Genomic DNA, 20,458 nt, shown 5'->3' with positions numbered 1-20,458 from the left:
CGCGCATGAGGCGCGCGCCCGCGCGTGAGGGGCGTGGCCTCGTGTGAGGGGCGGCGGCCGCGCGTGAGGGGTGCGGTCCGGCCGTACCCCTCACTGAGGGCCCAGCGCGGTGGCGATCCGCTCACACCGTCGCGGAGCGGCCAGGTGCGAATTGCCGGATATTGGCCTCGGTGACACCGTCAGCGAGGAGATCGCCCAGAGCCTCGCCGACCGCCGGCGCGTACTTGAATCCGCCGCCGGAGAATCCGACGGCGACCGCGACGTGCGCGGCGCCCGGGAGCAGCCCGACGACGGGCCGGCCGTCCCCCGTGTACGACTCCACGTGCACCGAGGTCTGCACAGGACGCGGGTTGAGCCGGGGCAGCCAGCGCTCGACGACCTCGCGGACCTCCGCCATGTGCTCGGCGGTGAGGTGGGGATCCGGTCGCGCCGGGTCGGCCACCTCCGGGTGCGGGCGGGTCTTCACGCCGATCTTGACCGTGGCGCCGTCCAGGCTGGGAAAGCCGTAGACGGAGGCGCCGTCCGGCAGGCCGGCCCGTTCGAAGACCGGAAAGCGTTCCGCGCTGTACAGCGACGGGTCGTCCGGTACGAACCAGGTCTGCGCCAGCCGGCGGGCGGTCAGCCCGGCCACCCCGATTGCCTCCCGCAGCCCATCCGGCAGCAGCGTGGCCGCCCAGGCGCCGGGGGCCAGGACCACCACGTCGAACGTCTCGCTGCGAGCGCTTCCTCCCGTACCACGGTAGGTCAGCTCGACCGTGTCGGGCCGTACGTCGATGTCGAGGATCTCGGTGTCATGGTGCACCGTCGCCCCTAGCGTCGTGGCCTGTTCGATCGCGGCGAGGATGGCCGGCTCAGGACGGAGAAAGCCGGTCGCGGAGTCATGAACGGCGATGTCCTCGTCGTCGACGGCGTGCTGGGGGAAGCGCTGCCGCAGATCCTCTGCGTCGAAAACGCGGTGCGCCAGCCCCCACTTCTCGCAGCTGGCCACGGCCTGCCGGACGGAGGTACGGTCCGCGGGACCGAGGATCAGTCCTCCGGTCTGCTCAAGCAGATGTCGTCCGGTCGCTTCCTCCAGCCGACGCCACAGCCGCTCGGCCCGGAGAACCAGCGGCGGCAGGTCCGGATCTCCCATGCTGATGACCGCGAACCGGCGGCTCTGCCCGCCGGAGGCCCCGCGGTGGTGCGGGACGCCCCAGCGATCGAAGGCATGCACGTCCAGGCCGCGCTCGGCCAGTTGCCAGGCGGCCATGCTCCCCACCGCTCCGGCTCCGATGACCGCGGCCTTCCTTCGAGCGGTTCCGACCGTCCTCATGAGGCCAGCGCCGGGGCGGCGAGGTACTTGAGGTTCTGGTACTCGGTGAGCCCTTCGGCGCCGCCCTCCCGGCCGAGCCCGGACTCCTTGATCCCGCCGAACGGCGCGGCCACGTGGGACAGCAGCCCCCGGTTGATGCCGACCATGCCGCTGTCCAACCGGCCCGCGACTCGCGCGATCCGGTCGCTGTCGCGGGCCACCAGGTATGCCGCGAGCCCGAACGGGGTGTCGTTGGCCAGCGCCACCCCCTCGTCCTCCGTCCGGAACCGGCGGATGCCCGCGACCGGGGCGAAGACCTCCTCCTGCTGCAGGAGAGCGCCGGCGCTGAGATGGTCGAGCACCACCGGGGCGAACCAGCTGCCGGGTCCGTCGGGTACGCCGGAACGCCCCAGAACAGTCGCCCCCTTCGAGACGGCGTCGTCGACCAGCCGGTCGGCCTTGGCCACCGCACGGTCATCGATGAGCGGACCGAGGTCGACGTCCGAGGTGCCCAGCCCGACCCTGATCGCGGTGAGGGCCTCGGTAAGACGGGCCGCGAACTCGTCGGCCACCGGTTCCTGGACGAGGAACCGGTTGGCCGCCACGCACGACTGACCCCCCAGGCGCATCTTGGCGATGACCGCCTCACGGACCGCGAGGTCGAGGTCGGCGTCGTCGAAGACCAGGAACGGGGCGTTGCCGCCGAGTTCCATCGACGTACGCAGCACGTGCGCGCCGGCCTGCCGCAGCAGCAGCTTCCCGACGGGGGTGGACCCGGTGAAGGACACCTTCCGCAGTCGTGGGTCGGCGATGAGGGCGCCGCAGACCGCCCCTGGATCCGTGGTGGTGACCACGGTGAGGACCCCTGCCGGAACCCCCGCGTCCTGGGCGAGTCGCGCGAAGGCCAGCGAGGTCAGCGGGGTGAGCTCCGCCGGTTTCAGCACGACCGTGCAGCCGGCGGCCAGGGCGGGCGCGACCTTGCGGGTGGCCATCGCCAGCGGCACGTTCCACGGAGTGATGAGCAGGCAGGGGCCGACCGGGCGCGGGACGGTGACGATGTGCCAGCCGCCGTCGGGGGTCGGGGTGCTCCGGCCGGAGCTGCGGACCGCCTCCTCGGCGTACCAGCGGATGTACTCGGCGGCGTAGCGGACCTCGCCGCGGGACTCGGCGAGGGTCTTGCCGACCTCCAGGGTGATGAGGGCCGCCAGGCGGTCCTCGTCGGCGAGCATCGCCTGGTAGAGCCGGTGCAGAATGTCGGCCCGCCGCCGGGTTGGGGTGGCCGCCCAGGCGGGGAACGCCTCGCTCGCCGCGGTGAGCGCGAGCAGGCCGTCAGCCGGTTCGCAGTCGGCGACGGAGGCGACCGGCCGGCCGAGCGCGGGATCGGCGACGGCGAAGGTCCGCCCGGAGCGCGGCGCCGTCCACTCGGTGCTCAGGAAGCCACTGGGCAGCGACGCGGCCGCGGTCTCCGTGAGTTCGCGGTGCCGGGCGAGGTCCGCCGACGCCGGCGTGGGCTCAGGCGGATTCGAGGGCACGGGCACGGTCGAGAGCGGACTTGAGGACGTCAGCGGCACGGGAGATCTCCTCGGCGGTGATGACGAACGGGGGACTGACGTGCAGGGAGTTGTCGGCCAGCAGCCGGGTCAGTACGCCCTGCTCCCGCGCGGCGCGCAGCACGGGGCGGGCGTCGACGTCGGGGGCGAGCTGGACGGCCGCGAGCAGGCCGACCCCGGCCCGGACGTCGACGACGGCTCCGTGGTCGACCAGCGGGGCGAGGGCCTGGGCCAGGACGGGTTCGAGGTCCAGGACGCGCTCCAGCAGACCTTCCTCCTCAAGGATGCTCAGGTTCGCCTCGGCGGCGACGCAGGCCGCGGCGTGGCCCGAGTACGTCAGGCCGTGGCGGAAGGTCGGGGCGTCGGAGGTTTCGGCGAAGAAGGGCTCCCAGACGCGCCGGGCCACCAGCACGCCGCCCAGCGGCAGGTAGCCGGAGGTGATGCCCTTGGCCATGGTGAGGAGGTCCGGCTCGATGCCGAAGCGCTGACAGGCGAACCACTGCCCGACCCGTCCGAAGCCGGTGATGACCTCGTCGGCGATGAGCAGGATGTCCAGGCGGCGGCACAGCTCGGCCAGCCCGGTGAGGTAGCCGGGCGCGGGCAGCAGCACTCCTCCGGTGCCGATGATCGGTTCGGCGATGACGGCGGCGATGTTGTCGGGTCCGAGCCGGAGGAGCTCCGCCTCGGTGGCGGCCAGGTCGTTCCATGGCACGCGGGCGGTCTCGGGGATCAGCGAGTCGCTGCCGTACCCGTCGCGGTTGCTCTGGATGCCCGTGATGCTGGTACCGAACCCGTGCAGGCCGTGGTAGGCGTGTTCGCGAGAGACGATGATGCGCTTGCCGGGCCGCCCGGCCACCTGCCAGTGCCGGCGCGCGAGCTTGCAGGCGGTGTCGACGGAGTCGGAGCCGCCGCTGGTGAGGAAGACCTTCGCGTCGGGGATGGGACTCAGCGCGGCGAGGCGCTCGGCGAGCCGGATGGCGGGGCGGTTGGCCATGCCCTGGAACAGGTGGTAGGTCTCCAGGTCGGTCAGCTGCTGACGCACGGCGTCGGCGATGCGGGCTCGGCCGTGTCCGATGTTGGCGTGCCACAGGCCGGCCGGCAGGTCGAGCAGGTCCTGGCCGTCCTCGGTACGTACCCAGGCTCCCTGCCCCGACGCGATGACGGTGCGGGTTTCCTCGATGGTGGACATCGCGGTCTGCGGATGCCACAGGCTGGTGCTGGTCAAGAAAGGCTCCTCATCACGTCGGGGGGAGTGCTGCCGGTGGTGGCGGGAACGGCGTGGGTCAGGCGGCGGCCACGACGTCCTCGACGACCTCGGCGTGGATGTGCAGCATCCGGGCCACCAGGCCGTTGCCGCGGGTGAACTTCAGGTCCTCCGGCGCCACGGCGTCGTCCGCGCCGGTGAAGAACGCGGCACCCTGGTCCATCGACTTGTCGGACTTGTCATCGGGGTAGAGCGGGTTGATCGTGTTCTCGATCTTCGGCCACAGGGCTCGGGCGGCCTCGGTGCTCTCGAACTCCAGCGTCATCACCAGCGTGTTCGAGATGAGCTCCCCCGCGCACTCGCGCAGAACCGAACCCCCGAGGTATCCGGGATGGCCCTCCAGGCCGCGCAGCCAGTCGATGAGGCTGGTGCGGGCCTGGTCGACCTTGGTGGGCTCGGCAACGAAGATGAAGACGTCACGACGCTTGGACATGGTGTTCTCCTGTCTCGCCAGTGTGGTGGGGATGGCATGGGGACTGCGCGGCAGTCACTGCGAGGAGCGCGGCAGGTCGTAGAAGACCGCGCCGGTGGCTCCGTTCGAGTCGTCGTGGATGAGCAGGGCGCCGAAGGACTCCCAGAAGGCGACGGCGCCCGGGGAGTGCTGGTAGGTGTGCAGAGCGATGGCCTCGTAGTGTCCCTCCCGGTCCGCGCGGTCGAGAACCGCGTGGACCAGGGCTCTGGCGATGCCGCGGCGGCGGGCTTCCTTGCGGACGTAGACGCGTACGAGCTGGCCGTGCCGGCCGTCCTCGTACCGGTCGACGACGTGTTGCGGGGTGAGGCCGGGCTTCAGCCGTCCGCTGCGGATCCCGCCCGTGGCCAGGACCTCATCCGTGCTGTCGTCGGTCACCACCAGGAGGAAGGGGCCGGCTCCGGGGGCGTAGTGGGTCAGCGGGTCGTCGACGTCGGCGTGGATCAGCGGGTCGTAGGCGTCGCCGAAGTCCTCGGCGATGCTGCGTCGCATCACCGACTGCGCGCCGGGCAGGGTGCGCTCACTCAGCGGGTGGATCGACCATCCCGTCGAGCCGTTCACGGGTGTCACCGCGCGCCCTGCGCGGCGAGCTTGGCCCGGTACGCCTCCCGGGCCTCCTTCGAGGCGTGGTGGTCGGACAGCTCGTGGAGGTCGTCGGGCACCACGCCGTCGAAGGCGGGGTGGACGTGGACGGTGACCCGGTCGAGGTTGCCGACCGCGTGCATCAGGGAGTGCTGCACGTCCTCGGCCACGCGGTGGGCCTCGATGATGCTCAGCCGGGCGTCGACGCCGATCTCGGCGTCTCCCTCCATGCGGTGACCGGACCAGCGGGCGCGCACGCCGCCGACGGTCTCAACGCCGACGACGCCGGCGATGGTCGTGCGCATCCGGTCGATCGTCGCCGGCTCCACACCGTCCATGAGACGGCGGACGATGATGACCAGGGAGTTGATCAGGATGCCGGTGATCGCCAGGGCGATGAGCAGGCCGACGATGGCGTCGGCGCGGTCGAACCCGAGCCACACGCCGATCACGCCGGCGACGACGGCGATCGAGGTGTAGCCATCGGCGCGGGCGTGCTGGCCCTCGGCGATCAGCGCCGCGGATCCGATGCGACGGCCGGCCCGGATGCGGTACACGGCCACCACCTCGTTTCCGAGGAAGCCGACGACCCCGGCGGCGAAGACCCACCACAGGTTGGTCGGCGGGTGCGGGTTGAGCAGCGCGTCGATCGACTCCCAGATGATCAGCCCGATCGAGGCGACGATGACCAGGGAGATGAACAACCCGACCAGGTCCTCGGCGCGCCGGTAACCGTAGGAGTACTTCTTCGTCGCCGCGCGCCGGCCCAGCCGGAAGGCGATGATCAGCGGGATCGTGGTCGCCGCGTGTCCCAGGTTGTGGATGGTGTCGGCCAGCAGGGCGATCGACCCGGACATCGCGACGATGACCATCTGCCCGATCGCGGTGGCCATCATCCCGGCCAGCCCGATCCAGGCCGTGCGGATCCCGTGGTTGGCCGACTCCTCGGCGGTCTGGATCGCTTCGTTGGCGTCGTGGGCGTGGGGGACCACCGTGTGCTTGATCCGCGCCCACAGGCCGTTCCCGTGGTCGTGGCCCTCGTCGTGGCCGTGCCCATGGCCGTGCCCGTGACCGTGCCCGTGCCCGTGACCGGTGGTGGCCGACGCCTCGGCCGCGTGGTGACCGGCCGCGTGGTGACCGGTCGCGTGGTGACCGGGCGCGTGGTCATCGTGGGCGTGATCGGAGTGGTCGTGCCCGTGGTCGTTCACGGTGGCGGGCGCGTCGTCGTGGGGGTGGCCGTGACCGTGGCCATGGCCGTGTCCGTGATCGTCTGGGGTCGTGGAAGCTCGCATCGGGAGTCCGTTCGTGCCGGCGGAGGGGGGAGTCGCGGGGCCGGGAGAGAGTCGGCCGGCTGCCGAGTGGCGCCTGCCGCGTCACCACATCTTGTGCACAACCGCCAGCGGCGGTCAACTGTTGTCAACAATCTTCCGGTGACCTGAAGGGAAACTCCGGCAGCGAAAGTCAGCGCCACGACCTGGAAATAGTCGTTCAACCGGCTTATGAAGATCAAAGAAAGTCCGGGAAACGTACTCGTTACAAGTGGGCAACTCGAAATTGTTGACAACAGAGAATCGGGTCCTTAGCGTTCCAGACACCACGCTGGCTGCCCGCCTCGGACGGCTCGCACCGGGCGTGATATCTCGCCGCTTCGCCGCCTGCCCAGTCGCACCGACGGGCTCCGGCCCTCACCGGACCGACCACCGACGCTCCTGCCCCCACCGGACATACCACCACCGGAGGAACTGCTCGTGGACCTGACCAGTGTGCGCCCCAAATACATCACTTTCGATTGCTACGGGACGCTGACCAGCTTCGACCTCAACCTCACCGTCAAGCCGCTGGTCGCCGACCGGATCTCCGAGGAGGACATGCCGGTCTTCCTCAAGGACTACCGCGCGTACCGGATGGACGAGGTGCTCGGCGAGTTCAAGCTCTACCCCGACGTGCTCAAGGACTCCTTCAAGCGCACCTGCGAACGCTGGGGCATCGGCTACCGCCCCTCCGACGGCGAGGCCATCGTGGCCTGCGTACCGACCTGGGGTCCCCACGCGGACGTTCCCGCGAGCCTGGCCAAGCTCGCCGACGCCTACCCTCTGGTGATCTTCTCCAACGCTGTCGACGAGCTGTTGCGGCACAACGTCGAGCAGCTCGGCGCCCCCTTTCACAAGGTGTTCACCGCCGAGCAGGCCAGGGCGTACAAACCGCGCTACCAGGCCTTCGAGTACATGCTCGACCAGCTGGGCTGCGAACGCGACGAGATCGTCCACGTCTCCTCGCACATCTGGTACGACCTGATCCCCGCCCACGAGCTGCGGATCCCGCACAAGATCTACGTCAATCGCGGCTACGACCCCTCCACGCCCTTCTACCAGTACGCCGAAACCGCCGACCTGTCCGGCGTCCCCGCCGTGCTGGGTCTGTGAAGGCCGCGAGGAGGATGCCGATGAAGAGGAGGAAGTCGTGAAGCTGACCAGCTACTGGCTCGACACCGCCGAACCGGCCGGCGACTTCCGCCGCACCGAGCTCCCGGAGAACGTCGATGTCGCGGTCATCGGTGCCGGGTTGACCGGGCTGTCCGCCGCGCTGCATCTCGCTCGCAGCGGTGCCAGTGTCGCCGTGCTGGAGTCCCACACCGTGGGCTGGGGGGCCTCCGGTCGCAACGGCGGCATGGCCACGACCGGCCTGGCCATCTCCCTCCCCGCCGCGGTCAAGCGCTACGGCCCCGAGCGTGCGGCCATGATGTTCACCGCCTACGACAACGCGATCGACACCGTCGAGAAGATCGTCACCGAGGAGCAGATCGACTGCCACTTCGAGCGCTCCGGCAAGCTCACCCTGGCCGCCAAACCGGCGCACTACGCCGCTCTGGAGCGTTCGGCGCGGGTGATCGAGAAACTCGTCGGCCGCACGGTTCAGTTGGTCCCCCGCGGCCGCATGCGGGACGAGCTGGGTAGCGACCGCTACTACGGTGCGCAGGTCGACCCGAACGGGGCGGGCGCCCACGTCGGGAAGCTGGTCATGGGGCTGGCCCGTGCCGCGGTCGGTCACGGGGCCCTGATAGCGGAGAACGCCGCGGTAACCGGCGTCCGCCGCGGCGGACGGGGGCACCAGGTGCAGACCACGCGTGGCGCCCTGACCGCCTCCGACGTGCTCATCGCCACCAGCGGCTACACGGGGAAACTGACCCCGTGGCTGCGCCGCCGCATCGTGCCGGTGGGCAGTTTCATCGTCGTCACCGAACCCTTGCCGGACGACCTCGTCGCCCAGCTCATGCCGCACCGGCGGATGGCGTCGGACACCAAGAACCTGCTGTACTACTTCCGTCCCACGCCGGACAACCGGCTGCTGTTCGGCGGGCGCGCCCGGTTCGCCCTGTCGGACGCGCAGTCGGACCTCAAAAGCGGGGAGATCCTGCGCAAGGCCATCACCGAGGTGTTCCCGCAACTGCGGGACGTCCGGCTGGACTACTGCTGGGGCGGGCTGGTCGACATGACGATGGATCATATGGTGCACGCCGGCGTACGCGACGGGATGCACTACTCCGTCGGCTACAGCGGCCACGGGGTCCAGATGGCCACCCACATGGGCAAGGTCATGGCTGAGGTCATCGGCGGCGACTCCACGGCCAACCCGTGGCAGGGTCTGGCGTTCCCGCCGGTTCCCGGTCACTTCGGGCCGCCGTGGTTCCTGCCGGCCGCCGGGGCGTTCTACCGCGCACTCGACGCCGTGCGCTGATCGATCCGAGAACGTGTGACGACCCGGAGGTATCCCGAGTGTTGTACATGCTGAGGCGGTTCGCCGTCCTCGTGACGACCCTGCTGGTCGCCTCTTTCCTGGTGTTCCTCATCCCCTACGTCACCTCCGGGGATCCGGCCGCGCGGATCCTGCGCGCCCGGGTGGGCGACCTGGTCCAGGACCCTGCGACGCTGGCCCGCCTCCGGCTCGAGTACGGGCTGGACCGGCCGCTGCTCCAGCAGTACCTGTCCTGGCTGGGTTCGGCACTGCAGGGTGATCTCGGCCGGTCGTTCACCAACGGCACGGAGGTTCTTCCTCAGCTGATGCGGGCGTTGTCGGTCACCGCCTCGATCGCCGTTCTCGCGCTCCTGCTCGCCCTGTTGGTCGCGGTTCCGCTGGGAGCCCTCTGCGCGATACGGCGTGGGACCAAGCTCGACGGGGCGATCACCGGCATCACGCAGGCATTCGTGGCCGTCCCGGAGTACTGGCTTGCCCCGGTCCTGGTGCTGGTGTTCGCCCTTCAACTCGGCGTGCTGCCCTCCTCCGGCTGGCAGGGGCCGTCGTCGCTGGTGCTTCCCTGCCTGACCCTGGCGCTGCGGCCGATGAGCTACTTCACCCAGGTCGCCCGCTCGTCGATGGTCGAGGTAATCGAGGCGCCCTACATCACCGCCGCCCGCGGTCGCGGGCTGAGCTTCGCCCAGACCATGCTGCGTCACGGGCTGCGCAATTCCGTCCTGCCGGTCCTGACCCTGTTCGCGGTCTGGCTGGCCGGCCTGCTCGGCGGGTCCGTCGTCGTCGAGGTGATCTTCGCTGTGCCCGGGGTGGGGCGGCAGATGTACGACGCGGTCATCAACAACGACGTCCCGCTCATCCAGGGTGGGGTCGTGGCGGTCGTCGGCCTGGCCGTGATCATCACCACCCTCACCGATGTGCTTTACACCGTCATCAACCCGACTGCGAGGGCGAGCCGTGTCCGTGCTTAACGTCTTCGGCGACAACACCCGTCGCGACAATTCCGGCGCTGAGCATCCGCCGTCACTGGCCGGAACCACCACCGCCCCGGCCCGCCGGGGGCGCGGAAGCTGGCCACCGGCGTTGCTGGCCGGGTCCATCATGTTCGGTGTGATCGCCCTGCTTCTGCTGCTGGCACCGTGGTTGTCGCCCTATCCGCCGGCTCAGCAGAACCTCGCCGCCCGTCTGGAAGGCATCTCCGCCGCCCACCTGCTGGGCACCGACCACCTGGGCCGTGACGTGCTCAGCAGGCTGCTGGACGGAGGCCGGTTCTCTCTTGCCGTCGCCTCGGTCACGCTGGTGATCTGCGCCGTCACCGGCACTCTCGTGGGGTTCCTCGCCGCACGGCGGGGTGGCCTGCTCGACACCCTCGTCATGCGCGTCACCGACATCCTGCTGGCCTTTCCCGAGATGGTGGTCGCGCTCTTCCTCGTCGCGGTCCTTGGCACCGGCAACCTGACGCTGCTGCTCGCCCTGACCATCGGCGGGTGGACCCCGTTCTGCCGGCTGGCCCGTGGTGTCGCCCTGGAACTCAACGGCCGCGACTTCATCGAAGCGGCTCAGGCCCTGGGGTGCTCGGGGTGGTTCATCATCCGCCGCCACCTGCTTCCCAACGCCATGCCCCCGTTGCTGGCCCACACGGCACTGCGCTTCGGCCACAAGCTCATCACCGTCGGCGCCCTGTCCTTCCTGGGACTCGGCGTCCAGCCGCCGTCCTCCGACTGGGGTTCGATGCTGTCCGAGGCCACCCCGTACCTCGACCGCCTGCCGCTGCTGGTCCTGGCACCCGGTGCCGCGATCTTCCTGGCCGCCCTCAGCGTCACACTCGCCGGCCGCGGCCTGGAGACGCGCCGGGCCAGGACAGGCGGGTCCTCATGACGTGCGGAGCTCCGCTGCACCCGCGCGGCGATCAGACTGGAAACGCTCACGCCCTCCTGCGCCTGCGGACTGTGAGTGGCGGAAACGGCACACAAACCCGGAGAAGCACACCCATGAGCGCTCAGACCCCGGCCCCGGCGGCCAAGACCTCGAAGCGCACGCTGACGGAGGTGGTCACCGGGCTGCTGCGTAACCGCATTCTCAGCGGGGAGTTCCCGCCCGGAACCCAGATGAACGAAGTCGAACTCGCGGCCTCCTTCGAGGTCTCCCGCGGCCCGTTGCGCGAGGCGATGCAGCGTCTGGTGCAGGAAGGTCTGCTGGTCAGCTACCCCCGTCACGGGGTCTTCGTCCCCACCTTGACCAGGGAGGACCTGGAGGACATCTTCGTCGCCCGCCAAGCGATCGAGCGGGAGGCGCTGCGCCGGGTCACCGCCCGAGGGGTCTCCGCGGGCCTGGTCGCCGACCTCGAAGTGATCGTCGCGCGGATGAAGGACGCCGCCGGCGGCGCGGACAGGAGCGCACTGGCCGCCCTGGACCTCGCCTTTCACCGCCGGCTGGTCAGCGGTGCCGGCAGCACCCGGCTGGATCGGCTGTACGGACTCATCTCCAACGAGATGCAGCTGTGCTTCCGGTTGATCGTCGACAGCTACAGCGATCGTTCCGAGTTGCCGGCCGAGCACGAGCAACTGCTGCACGTCATCGCCAGCGGTGACAAGTCCGCCGCCCTGGCACTTCTGGACCGGCACTTCGCCGAGGTCGGCGAACTCCAGGCGGCGACATCGGGCAAGCCGCACAAGCACCACCTTCGACCGCAACCGCATCACCACCAGGATCCGTTGGCGCATGAACAGATCTTTCACGAACACGCCGACGGCTACCGCCACGGAGACGACCACAAAGCCCCACCGCAACCCCGGGAGCAGCCATGAGCGCACGCCTGGAGGTCCGTGACCTGACCGTTCACGCTGGTCGGCCTGGACAAGCCCCGCCCATCCTCGACCGTGTCAGCCTGACCCTGGACCCCGGCGAGGTGCTGGCCCTGGTCGGTGAATCAGGGTCGGGCAAGAGCATGGCCGCCCACTCGATGCTGCGCATGCTGCCGACCGGGTTGCACATGCACGCCGAGGCGCTGCGGCTGGGCGATCTGGACCTGCTCGCCGCCTCATCACGGGCGTTGGACGGCATCCGCGGCCAGCGCATCTCCATGCTCTACCAGCAGCCCAAGCGCATGCTCGACCCGACCGCGACGATCGGCAGCCAGGTCGCCGAGCCACTGCGCAGGCATCTCGGCATGAGCCGGCAGGCCGCCCGCCGCCGGGTCGTGGAGTTGCTCGCCGACGTCGGGATCCCCGATCCCGAACGCCGCGCCGGTGACCATCCGCACCAGATGTCCGGCGGCATGGCCCAGCGCGTCATGATCGCCATGGCGCTGGCCACCCAGCCGGATGTCCTCATCGCCGACGAACCCACCACCGCCCTGGACGTCACCGTCCAAGCGCAGATTCTTCGTCTTATCGCCACCCTGCAGGCCGAGACCGGAATGTCGGTCCTGTTCATCTCCCACGACGTCACCACCGTCGCCTCCATCGCCGACCGCATCGCCGTCATGTACGCGGGCCGCATCGTCGAGGACGGACCGGCCGACGAGGTCATCACCGCCGCCGAGCACCCTTATACCCAGGCCTTGTTGCGCTGCTCCACTCTGCAGACCGACGACACCGGACATCTGCACGTCATCCCCGGCAACGCCACCTCGGCCCGCGCCGCCAGTAACGGCTGCCGATTCCGCCCACGCTGCGCCGTCGCGGACGGCGACGCGAAACTGGGCTCCCACTGTGACAGCGAGGAACCCGACCTCACCTGCTGCGGCACCCATCGCAACTCACGCTGCTGGGTCACCATCGACACCCGACGACAGGTTCCGGCATGAACGACCTCGCCCAGAACTCCGACATCGCCGTCATCGACCATGTCAGCAAGCACTATCCGTTGTCGCGGACCGGTTTCGGCCGTCGGCCGCACGTGCACTCCGTCGACGACGTGTCCCTGCGCATCCGGGAGGGGGAGGTGCTGGGGCTGGTCGGTGAGTCCGGCTCGGGCAAGAGCACTCTGGCTCGGCTCCTGCTCGGCCTCGTACCAGCCGACTGCGGACGGATCGACGTCGATCGGCTGAGGGTCGGCAAGCTGCGCGGCGCCCAACTGCGGCAGCTGCGCCGGTCGGCGCAGCTGGTCTTCCAGGACCCGCACTCCGCGCTGGACCCGCGCATGACGCTGCGGGAATCGCTGCTCGCTCCCTTGCAACAACACCGCATCGGTACGCCGCCGGAGCGCCTGCGGCGAGTCGCCACAGCGCTGGCGGAGGTGGGCCTCGACGACGGTTTCCTGGAGCGCCGGCCGGGCGACTGCTCCGGTGGGCAGCTGCAGCGGGTGGTCATCGCCAGAGCTCTCCTGCTGGAACCCAAGCTGCTCGTCTGCGACGAGCCCGTGTCGGCCCTGGACGCCTCGGTGCAGGCGACCATCCTGAACCTGCTGGTCGATCTGCGTCGCTCGCGAGGGCTGAGCATGCTGTTCATCTCCCACGACCTGAAGGTGGTCAAGTTCCTCGCCGACCGGGTGGCGGTTCTGTATCTCGGGCAGGTCGTGGAGACAGCCACGCACGAAGGCATCTTCACCGGCGCCCTGCACCCCTACACCCTGGCACTGCTGCATTCCGGTCGTGGACACCGCGTCGACGCCGGTGCGGCGGACCAGCTGAAGGGCGAACCACCCAGCCCCGTCTCCCCGCCTTCCGGCTGCCGCTTCAACACCCGCTGTCCGCTGGCCACCGACCATTGCCGCACCGAGCCACCCGACCTCGTCGACATCGGAGACGGCCACCAGGTCCGCTGTCACCGCTCGGCGGAGACCCGGAGCCGGCTGACAGTTGAGGAGCTCCCCGTATGAGCCTCATGACCGGACGCGCCGCCACGGCGGCCACTTGCTGGAGCCCGCCCGGCAAGGCGTACGCCGGCGGACGCTGGCAGGAAACGGAACGGCACACCGCCATCACCGACCCCGAAACCGGCGAGTTCCTCGGCGAGGTCGCCGACAGCACCGCCGCGGAGGTACGCGAGGCCGTCGACGCGCTGGTGGACACCTTTCGGGCCGGCACCGCCGACCGTAACGGCTGGCCGCTGTGGCAACGCCGGGAGGCCCTGCACCGCGCAGCCGAACTACTGAGGCAGCACGCCGGGCGGTTCACCGCCATCGTGAGCTCCGAGGGATGCAAGACCATCAGAGATGCCCGCCGGGAGGTGGCCAGGGCAGCGGAGACCTTGCAGCTTTCCGCCGGTGCGGGACACGCCCTGCAGGGCACCAGCGTGCCGTTCGAGGACACCTCCCGTGGCGCGGACCGGCTCGGGTGGAGCAGCAGGGAACCGCTCGGGGTCGTCGCCGCCATCACCCCGTTCAACGACCCGCTGAACCTCGTGGCGCACAAGGTCGGCCCGGCGCTGCTGGCCGGCAACGTCATCGCGGTCAAGCCGCACGAGGCGACGCCGCTGTCCGCGCTCGCCCTCGCCGAGTTGCTCCTTGAGGCCGGCGTTCCCGGCGACCGGATCGCCGTGCTGCCGGGCGGCCCGGCCGCCGGGCGGGAGCTGGTGTCGCACCCCGGCATCGACGTCGTCTCCTTCACCGGCGGGGTCCGCACCGCCGACGAGGTGGCCCGGCTGGCCGGCGCCCGGACCCTGCTGATGGAGCTGGGCGGATCCAACCCGGTCATCGTCGACCATGGCGTGGACCTGGCGGCAGCCGCGCAAGCCATAGCCGAAGGGGCGTTCGGGTGCGCGGGGCAGAACTGCCTGTCGGTGCAGCGGGTCTACGTGGTCGCCGAGCACTACGACGAACTGCTCAGCCACCTGACCCAGATGACCGCTCACCTGAGCGTCGGCAGCAAGCACGACGAGAGCACCGACGTCGGGCCGCTGATCGACACGGCGGCCGCGCGGCGTGTGGAGCGCCGGGTCGAGGAGGCCGTCGCCCGCGGCGCGGTCGTACGCGCGGGAGCGGTCCGCCAGGAAGCCACCTACCAGCCGACCATCCTCACCGACCTCGCCCCCGACGATCCCATCATCACCGACGAAATCTTCGGCCCCGTGGTCAGCGTGCTGCCCGTGGCCGATCTCGACGACGCCGTGAACCAGGCCAACCGCGCGGCCACCGGTCTGCAGGCCGGGGTCTTCACCCGCGACACCACCGCGGCCCTGCGCACGGCCCGCCTGCTACGAGCCGGCGCGGTAATGATCAACGACACGTCCGACTTCCGCATCGACGCCATGCCGTTCGGCGGTTTCCACCGCAGCGGCATCGGCCGGGAAGGCGTCACCAGCGCCGTCGTGGCGATGACCGCACCCAAGGTCATCGCGGCCCGGTTGACCTCCATCAGCTGAGTCCACTCACCGACGAACACCCATCGGCTCTGCCAGCCCGACCGGGACGAACAGCCCTCACCGGGTCATGTCGTGGTGCCTATTTCCCCTTGCTCTCCCCCCAACGACGTTCCGGAGGAACACCAGCATGGCCCGCACCTTCAATGCCCTCGCCGGATTGTCGACAGGCCTCGTCCTGCTCGCCGGCTGTTCGTTCGACTCGGGAAGCCCCGACGCCACCACGAGCGGCACCTCCAAACTGGTGATCGCCGACCTGTGGGCGCCCGACTCCGGGTACGCCCTGGAGACCGACGACGCCTTCACCCTCACCCGCGCCGGCTGCCTGGAGACCCTGGTGGCCGTGGACAAGGACAACCAGGCCCAGCCCGCTCTGGCGACGGAATGGAAGCAGGCGGCGCCCACGTCCTGGACGTTCACCATCCGTGAGACCAAGTTCCAGAACGGCACCGCGCTCACCGCCAAGGTCGTCGCCGACGATCTCAACCGGCTGCTGAAGGCCACGGCACCGCCGCGCAGCTTCTCTCCCAGCGTCATCTCCGCGGTCACCGCCGTCGACGACCGGACCGTACGGATCGAAACACCGGAAGAGGACCACTTCCTGCCGCTACGGGTCAGCGTGCCCAACACCGGGATCCTCGCCCCCGAGGCGTTCTCCGGCACCACCACCAACCCGGTCGGCACCTGCACCGGGCCGTTCAAGATCACCAGCACCGGAACGGGACAGTCGCTGGCACTGACCGCCAACGCCGACTACTGGGGCGGGGACGTCGCCCTCGGCAGCGCCGAAATCCGCTACGCCGAGAGCGGCTCCACCCGCGCCACACAGCTGCGTACCGGTGAGGTCTCGGTGGCCGCCAACCTCCCCGTCACCACCCTCACGACCCTGAAGGGCGACAACAAGATCACCCTTCAGCAGACTTCACTGCCCCGCACCACCGGCCTCTACCTCAACACCCGCAAAGCCCCCTTCGACAATGTCGAGGCCCGCCGCGCGATCCAGAAGGCCATCGGACTCGACGCCATCGTCAAGGGGGTCTACGAGGGCACCGCCACCCCGGCGGCCGGACCGTTCACCCCCGACGAGCCCTGGACACCGGCCGAACTGAAGCCGGTGCAGGGAGACGCCGCGGCGGCCAAGGCCGCCATGGCCGCCGCCGGAATCGACCCCGCCTCCCTCGGCTTCGAGCTCATCGCCTACTCCGACCGGCCCGAGTTCGCCGACCTCGCCCAGGTGATCCAGGCGCAGCTGGCCGAGGCCGGCATCACCGTGAAGATCCGCACCGGGGACTACGCCTCGGTCGAGGACGACCTCATGAGCGGCAAGTTCCAGGCGACCCTGCTGTCCCGCAACCACCTCATCGACATGCCCGAGCCCATCAGCATGCTGCGCTCGGACGAGACCTGCAAAGGCAGTTTCAACCTCGCCGGATACTGCAGCCCGAAGGTCGACGGGCTGGTCAAGGAGGCTGGGAGCACCGGGGACACGACCAAGCGCCACGCCCTCTACGGTCAGATCGCCACCCAGTTGGCCGGCGACGTGGCGTTCATCCCGCTCGTCCACGAGAGCCTGACCATGGGTGTGGCGGCCGCCGTCAAGGGCCTGCCGACCGACCCGATGGAGCGCACCCTGCTGACGAAGGACACGAAGCTGTCGTGACCACGACCACCCCCGAACACACCGGCCCCGGGACGACACGGCGCTACGTCGTCGACGTCATCCCGGGGGACGGCATAGGCACCGAGGTCGTCCCCGCCGCCGTCCGCTGCGTCGACCACCTGGCCGGAACCTTCGGGTTCACCATCGAGTGGCGCGACCGCGCGTGGGGCTGCGACCACCACCGGGCGCACGGGCGCATGATGCCCGTCGACGGCCTCGAACAATTGGCCTCCGCCGACGCCATCCTGCTGGGCGCTGTCGGAGCGCCGGACATCCCCGATGACATCACCCTGTGGGGTCTGCTCATCCCCATCCGCCGGGAGTTCGTGCAGTACGTCAACCTCCGGCCGGTCCGATCCCTGCCCGGAATCCGCTCACCGCTGCGGTCGAATGTCCCGATCGACCTGGTGGTCGTACGCGAGAACGTCGAAGGCGAGTACAGCGAGGTCGGCGGCCGGGTCAACCGCGGCCGGCCCGGCGAGTTCGCCGTCCAGGAGGCGGTGTTCACCCGGACCGGCATCGAGCGGGTCGCACGCTTCGCCGCCGACCTGGCCCGGCGACGCTCGGGCCGGCTGATCTCGGCGACGAAGTCGAACGGCATCATTCACACGATGCCGTTCTGGGACGAGGTGGTGGCCGAGGTGGCCGACGACAGCGGGGTGGAGCTGGAGAAAGTCCTCATCGACGCCCTGGCCGCCCGCCTCGTGCTGCGGCCGGAGAGCATTGACGTCATCGTCGCCTCCAATCTGTTCGGCGACATCCTCTCCGACCTCGCCGGTGCCCTGGCCGGGTCGATCGGGGTCGCGCCCAGCGCCAACCTCGACCCCACCAAGACGTACCCGTCGATGTTCGAGCCGGTGCACGGATCGGCACCCGACATCGCCGGCATGGGTATCGCCAATCCGGTCGGCACTCTCTGGGCGGCGGCCATGATGCTGGACCATCTCGGCGAACCCGCGGCCGCGGCCAGGCTCGTGTCCGCCTTCGAGCACGTCCTCCGTACGGGGACCGCCACACCCGATCTCGGCGGCACGGCGAGCACCGAGCAGTTCACGACCGCCGTCGTCCACGCCCTCGCCGGGGGAACGCCGTGAGCACGCGCTCGCGCATGGAGGCTCGGCCATGAGCACGCGCCCGAGATTGGAGGCTGGGCCGTGAGCACGCGCCCGAGATTGGAGGCTGGGCCGTGAGCACGCGCCCGCGAGCCGAGGCCTGGCCGGATCCACTGGACGCGACCGCCGTCCGGCGTCATCTGCACCGGCGGCCCGAGATCGGCTTCCTTGAGATCGAGACCGCGGACCTGGCCTGGGACCTCCTCTCCGATCTGGGCTGGCGGCTACGCGGCGGCAGCGACCTCGTCGACGTACACGATCACCCTGGTCTGCCGAGCCGCGACGAGCTCGGCGCCGCCGTCCGGCGGGCCACCACGCAGGGTGTGCCGGAGTCATCGGTGCAGCGCTTCCGTGATGGGAACACCGCCTTCGTCGCGGAGTTGCGGGGCGCCCGCCCGGGTCCGCTGATCGCCCTGCGGGTGGACATGGACGCCCTGCCGATCCAGGAGAGCCGCCACCGCGGCCACCCCCCGGCGGCCCAGGGTTTCGACTCGACCATCGACGGCGCGATGCACGCCTGCGGACACGACGGGCACGTGGCCATCGCGTTGCGGGCGGCGGCCCTGCTGTCCGACAGGCGGTTCGCCGGCACCGTACGGCTGCTGTTCCAGCCCGCCGAGGAGGGTGTCCGCGGCGCCGCTCCCATGGTGGCCGCCGGGCTGGTCGACGACGCCGACGTCCTGCTGGCCGTCCACCTCGGTTTCGGCACCCCGGACGGGTGCGTCGCGGCCGCGACCGAGCTGTACGGGACCTCGAAGCTGCGCGCGGAGTTCACCGGGGTCGCCGCCCACGCCAGCGGAGCGCCCGAACAGGGCCGCAGTGCCCTGCTGGCGGCGGCGTCCGCCGTTCTGGGCCTGCACGCTCTGCCCCGCTACGCGACGGCGACGACCCGCGTCAACGTCGGGGCGCTGCACGCACCCGGTGCGGCGAACATCGTCAACGCCCATGCAGTTCTCGACGCCGAGGTCCGGGCAGACGCCGCCGTCGAACACGACGACCTGGAGCAGCGTGCCCGCGCTGTCCTCCACGGCGCGGCCGCCATGCACGGTGTCACCGTGGACATCACCAGAACCGGCTGGGCGACCAGCGCGACCACCGACGGCGCGATTCTCGGCAGGGTCGAAACCCTCGCCCCGAGCTGTGGTCTGCGTCTTCTGCCGCCGCGTCCCTTGCGCGCGAGCGATGACGCGACACTGTTCATGCGGCACGTCCAGGAACGCGGCGGACTCGCCGGATACCTGCTCATGGGTGCCGGAACATACGGACCGCATCACTCGCCGACCTTCGACCTGGACGAGGCCGTGCTGACCCCAGCCGCCGACCTCCTGGCCACGCTCATCCGATCCCTGGAGGATCCTTAAGGGAAAGATCCCTAAGGGATGTCAGGCGCGGGGAAGGGGCCCGCGTCGGTCAGGGTTCGCTGTTCGGCGGATCAGGCAGGTCCTGGAGGAAGTCGGCGCTCGGGACGAAGAAGAGCGTGCCGGTCACGGCCGTCGAGAAGTCGAGGATCCGGTCGTGGCCGGCCGGCGGGGCGCCGAGGAACATCCTTTCGAGCATCCGCTCGGTGACCGTGGGGGTGCGGGCGTAGCCGATGAAGTACGTGCCGAACTCGCCACGCCCCACGGCGCCGAAGGGCATGTTGTCGCGCAGGATCTGCCGCTCGGTACCGTCGGCGTCGACGATCGTGGTCAGGGCGACATGCGAGTCGGCCGGTTTGCTGTCGTCGTCCAGTTCGATGTCGGTCAGCTTCCTGCGGCCTATCACTTTCTCCTGCGCCTCGACCGTCAGCGCGTTCCACGCTCGCAGGTCGTGCAGGTACTTCTGCACGATGACGTAGCTCCCGCCGGCGAACGCGGGATCCTCGTCGCCGATCAGGACCGCTTTGTGCGCATCGGCACCGATGGGGTTCTCCGTTCCGTCGACGAAGCCGAGCAGGTCACGTACGTCGAAGTACTTGAACCCGTGCACCTCGTCGCGGACGGTCACCGCGCCGTAGAGCCGGTCCATGATCTCCGATGCCAGCGCGAAGCACAGGTCGAGGCGCTGCGCCCGGATGTGGAACAGCAGGTCACCGGGTGTGGACACGGCACGATGCCGGCTTCCGGCAAGTTCGCGGAAGGGGTGGAGCTCGGCGGGGCGAGGCCCGGCGAACAGCCGGTCCCAGGCGTACGAGCCGATGGCGGCGACGCAGCTGAGCGTGCTGTCCGGCGCCCGGAAGCCGATGGCCCGCTGCAGCGCGTCCAGGTCGGAGAGGAGGTCTCGGACCGCCGGTCCGCCACCCGGATCGATCGTCGCCACGATGAAGATCGCCGCTCTGGTCAGCGGGCTCAGCACCTGCTGGGGGAGCGCGTCCGTGGGTTCCGCCATGCCGCGCCTCCTCAAGCGTTCGTGCTCATCGTAGCCCTGCTCAACACCGACGACTGTGACCTGGGCAGGGCTTTCCGGCGTCGTGGCGGCGGCCGTGCACACGATCTGCTCGAG

Annotated in this window: 18 protein-coding genes; 11 read left to right on the top strand and 7 right to left on the bottom strand. The window is 70.1% G+C overall.

Features of this window, described 5'->3' with window-relative positions:
• Positions 1-121 precede the first annotated feature (121 nt).
• The 6 genes from solA to AB0L53_RS27665 are packed head-to-tail and all read right to left on the bottom strand — an operon-like array spanning position 122 to position 6,448.
• On the bottom strand, positions 122-1,312 hold the full coding sequence (solA, locus tag AB0L53_RS27690; RefSeq protein WP_363999500.1) for an N-methyl-L-tryptophan oxidase: 1,191 nt from the start codon (positions 1,310-1,312) through the stop codon (positions 122-124).
• Entirely contained in the window at positions 1,309-2,829 is a 1,521-nt protein-coding gene (locus tag AB0L53_RS27685) for an NAD-dependent succinate-semialdehyde dehydrogenase (RefSeq protein ID WP_363999497.1), read from the bottom strand. The genes solA and AB0L53_RS27685 overlap by 4 nt, the downstream gene beginning before the upstream one ends.
• Positions 2,804-4,066, bottom strand: coding sequence for an aspartate aminotransferase family protein (locus AB0L53_RS27680; protein ID WP_363999494.1), 1,263 nt, complete (start codon positions 4,064-4,066; stop codon positions 2,804-2,806). The genes AB0L53_RS27685 and AB0L53_RS27680 overlap by 26 nt, the downstream gene beginning before the upstream one ends.
• A gap of 58 nt (positions 4,067-4,124) precedes the next feature.
• Positions 4,125-4,538 (bottom strand): hypothetical protein, encoded by a 414-nt coding sequence (locus AB0L53_RS27675; protein ID WP_358533395.1) that lies wholly within the window; start codon positions 4,536-4,538, stop codon positions 4,125-4,127.
• Positions 4,539-4,592: 54 nt separating this feature from the next.
• Entirely contained in the window at positions 4,593-5,135 is a 543-nt protein-coding gene (locus AB0L53_RS27670; RefSeq protein ID WP_363999490.1) for a GNAT family N-acetyltransferase, read from the bottom strand.
• 5 nt (positions 5,136-5,140) lie between these two features.
• Positions 5,141-6,448, bottom strand: coding sequence for a cation diffusion facilitator family transporter (locus AB0L53_RS27665; protein WP_363999487.1), 1,308 nt, complete (start codon positions 6,446-6,448; stop codon positions 5,141-5,143).
• A 456-nt stretch (positions 6,449-6,904) separates the two neighbouring features.
• On the opposite strand from AB0L53_RS27665, the gene AB0L53_RS27660 reads away from it, so the two are divergent.
• From AB0L53_RS27660 to AB0L53_RS27610, 11 genes are all read left to right on the top strand, one after another.
• Positions 6,905-7,579: a haloacid dehalogenase type II gene (locus tag AB0L53_RS27660; protein ID WP_363999484.1), complete on the top strand. Its 675-nt coding sequence runs from the start codon at positions 6,905-6,907 to the stop codon at positions 7,577-7,579.
• Positions 7,580-7,616: 37 nt separating this feature from the next.
• A complete protein-coding gene (locus tag AB0L53_RS27655) occupies positions 7,617-8,891 on the top strand; it encodes an FAD-binding oxidoreductase (protein WP_363999481.1) in 1,275 nt (424 codons plus the stop codon).
• Positions 8,892-8,938: 47 nt separating this feature from the next.
• The gene (locus tag AB0L53_RS27650) at positions 8,939-9,874 is read left to right on the top strand and encodes an ABC transporter permease (RefSeq protein ID WP_363999832.1); all 936 of its coding nucleotides are present in this window, start codon (positions 8,939-8,941) and stop codon (positions 9,872-9,874) included.
• Positions 9,861-10,781: an ABC transporter permease gene (locus tag AB0L53_RS27645; protein WP_363999478.1), complete on the top strand. Its 921-nt coding sequence runs from the start codon at positions 9,861-9,863 to the stop codon at positions 10,779-10,781. Before AB0L53_RS27650 ends, AB0L53_RS27645 begins: the two co-directional genes overlap by 14 nt.
• Positions 10,782-10,894: 113 nt before the next feature.
• The gene (locus tag AB0L53_RS27640; RefSeq protein WP_358533378.1) at positions 10,895-11,710 is read left to right on the top strand and encodes a GntR family transcriptional regulator; all 816 of its coding nucleotides are present in this window, start codon (positions 10,895-10,897) and stop codon (positions 11,708-11,710) included.
• On the top strand, positions 11,707-12,711 hold the full coding sequence (locus AB0L53_RS27635) for an ABC transporter ATP-binding protein (RefSeq protein ID WP_363999474.1): 1,005 nt from the start codon (positions 11,707-11,709) through the stop codon (positions 12,709-12,711). Before AB0L53_RS27640 ends, AB0L53_RS27635 begins: the two co-directional genes overlap by 4 nt.
• The gene (locus AB0L53_RS27630; protein ID WP_363999471.1) at positions 12,708-13,724 is read left to right on the top strand and encodes an ABC transporter ATP-binding protein; all 1,017 of its coding nucleotides are present in this window, start codon (positions 12,708-12,710) and stop codon (positions 13,722-13,724) included. The genes AB0L53_RS27635 and AB0L53_RS27630 overlap by 4 nt, the downstream gene beginning before the upstream one ends.
• On the top strand, positions 13,721-15,208 hold the full coding sequence (locus AB0L53_RS27625) for an aldehyde dehydrogenase family protein (protein WP_363999468.1): 1,488 nt from the start codon (positions 13,721-13,723) through the stop codon (positions 15,206-15,208). Before AB0L53_RS27630 ends, AB0L53_RS27625 begins: the two co-directional genes overlap by 4 nt.
• A 127-nt stretch (positions 15,209-15,335) precedes the next feature.
• Complete coding sequence (locus AB0L53_RS27620) at positions 15,336-16,865, top strand: ABC transporter substrate-binding protein (protein WP_363999465.1); 1,530 nt, start codon at positions 15,336-15,338, stop codon at positions 16,863-16,865.
• Entirely contained in the window at positions 16,862-17,959 is a 1,098-nt protein-coding gene (locus AB0L53_RS27615) for a tartrate dehydrogenase (RefSeq protein ID WP_363999462.1), read from the top strand. The genes AB0L53_RS27620 and AB0L53_RS27615 overlap by 4 nt, the downstream gene beginning before the upstream one ends.
• A 92-nt stretch (positions 17,960-18,051) precedes the next feature.
• Entirely contained in the window at positions 18,052-19,338 is a 1,287-nt protein-coding gene (locus AB0L53_RS27610) for an amidohydrolase (RefSeq protein ID WP_363999459.1), read from the top strand.
• A gap of 49 nt (positions 19,339-19,387) precedes the next feature.
• Here the strand turns inward: AB0L53_RS27610 and AB0L53_RS27605 are convergent, their stop codons facing one another.
• Entirely contained in the window at positions 19,388-20,344 is a 957-nt protein-coding gene (locus AB0L53_RS27605; protein WP_363999456.1) for a Dyp-type peroxidase, read from the bottom strand.
• Positions 20,345-20,458 lie beyond the last annotated feature (114 nt).

The organism is Nonomuraea sp. NPDC052129 (assembly GCF_040680095.1).
GTDB lineage: Bacteria > Actinomycetota > Actinomycetes > Streptosporangiales > Streptosporangiaceae > Nonomuraea.
This window is presented reverse-complemented; position numbering and strand designations above follow the sequence as displayed.